General features: G+C 58.5%; 1 protein-coding gene. It reads left to right on the forward strand.

Features of this window, described 5'->3' with window-relative positions; all coding sequences use genetic code 11:
• The coding region (locus A5791_RS04300; protein WP_067231672.1) for a hypothetical protein at window positions 1-846 on the forward strand (846 nt) is incomplete at its 5' end.
• Window positions 847-1,095 lie beyond the last annotated feature (249 nt).

Consider the following 1,095-nt stretch of genomic DNA (forward strand, 5'->3'; position numbering starts at 1 on the left):
CACCTCATGGGCTACACCTTCAAGGACTACGACAAGGCAAGCCGCTGGACGTGGAAATTCTTGCGGGACAGCACCGCTGAGCAAGTCCGCGCAATTGCCAACTACGCGCTGGAGGCCGACAACCGTCTGACAACCGGGACGATCTTGCAGCGGCTGTTTGACCCAACGCAGATAGCAAACGAGTGGTCGCACCCGGTGTATGGCCTGTACAACGGTGACACCATGGTTCCACCGGCCTATCTCGGCAAGCAGTTTGCGGCGGCACACCAGCACTACCTCGTTTCCGGTAGCGCCACCATTGATTCCGGAGACCTCGAAACTGCCGTTCGCCATGTGACCGAGCACGGTTTCGGCACCGAATCAAACTCACGGCTGTTGGCGCTGATGAACCCGGCACAGGCAGAAGTGGTGTCTACCTTCAAGGCTGGCGAAGAAAACGCCAGCGGCATTATTGCCAAACACGACTACATTCCCAGCGCTGGCGCACCGGCCTACTTGCAACCGGAAAATATTGTGGGTCAGGTTGCGCCGGAGTCCTACAACGGTCTGAAGGTGCAGGGTAGCTACGGCGAAACCTGGATTATCCAAAGCGATTTCATTCCGGAAGACTACTTGGCGGTTGTTGCCACCTATGGAGCTAACAGCCCTGACAACGCCATCGGGTTCAGACAGCACCCTCAGCGTCAGTACCAGGGTCTAAGAAATATCCCGGGTATCGGCCCATTTCCATTGCAGGATAGCTTTTTCCAGCGCAGCTTCGGTGTTGGCGTGCGCCGTCGCGGCCAGGCCTGCCTCACGCAGATCAAGGCCAGCGGTTCCTATGACGTGCCGGTGATCCCGAAGTGACGCCTCTAGATTGGCTGCAGGCCAATCTGACTGCAGTCGTGGTCGCGGTAGCTCAGGCCGGTGCCACCCTGGCCGGCTCAACTGCTGAAACCAATGTGTCTCAGTCCCATTACTACTCTTGGAGCCGGTTCACAAGATGAGTAGAAGCGGAGCCGACGCGTCCGGTCTCGGTGACCAGCTTGCGCGCAACCTCGCGTATCTGGAAAACGGCGATACCGGCGCTAGCGAGTTCAGTTGGGCCGATGGCCT

Origin of the sequence: Mycobacterium sp. 852002-51163_SCH5372311, from assembly GCF_001667115.1 — a bacterium.
In the GTDB taxonomy this organism is placed as follows: Bacteria; Actinomycetota; Actinomycetes; order Mycobacteriales; family Mycobacteriaceae; genus Mycobacterium.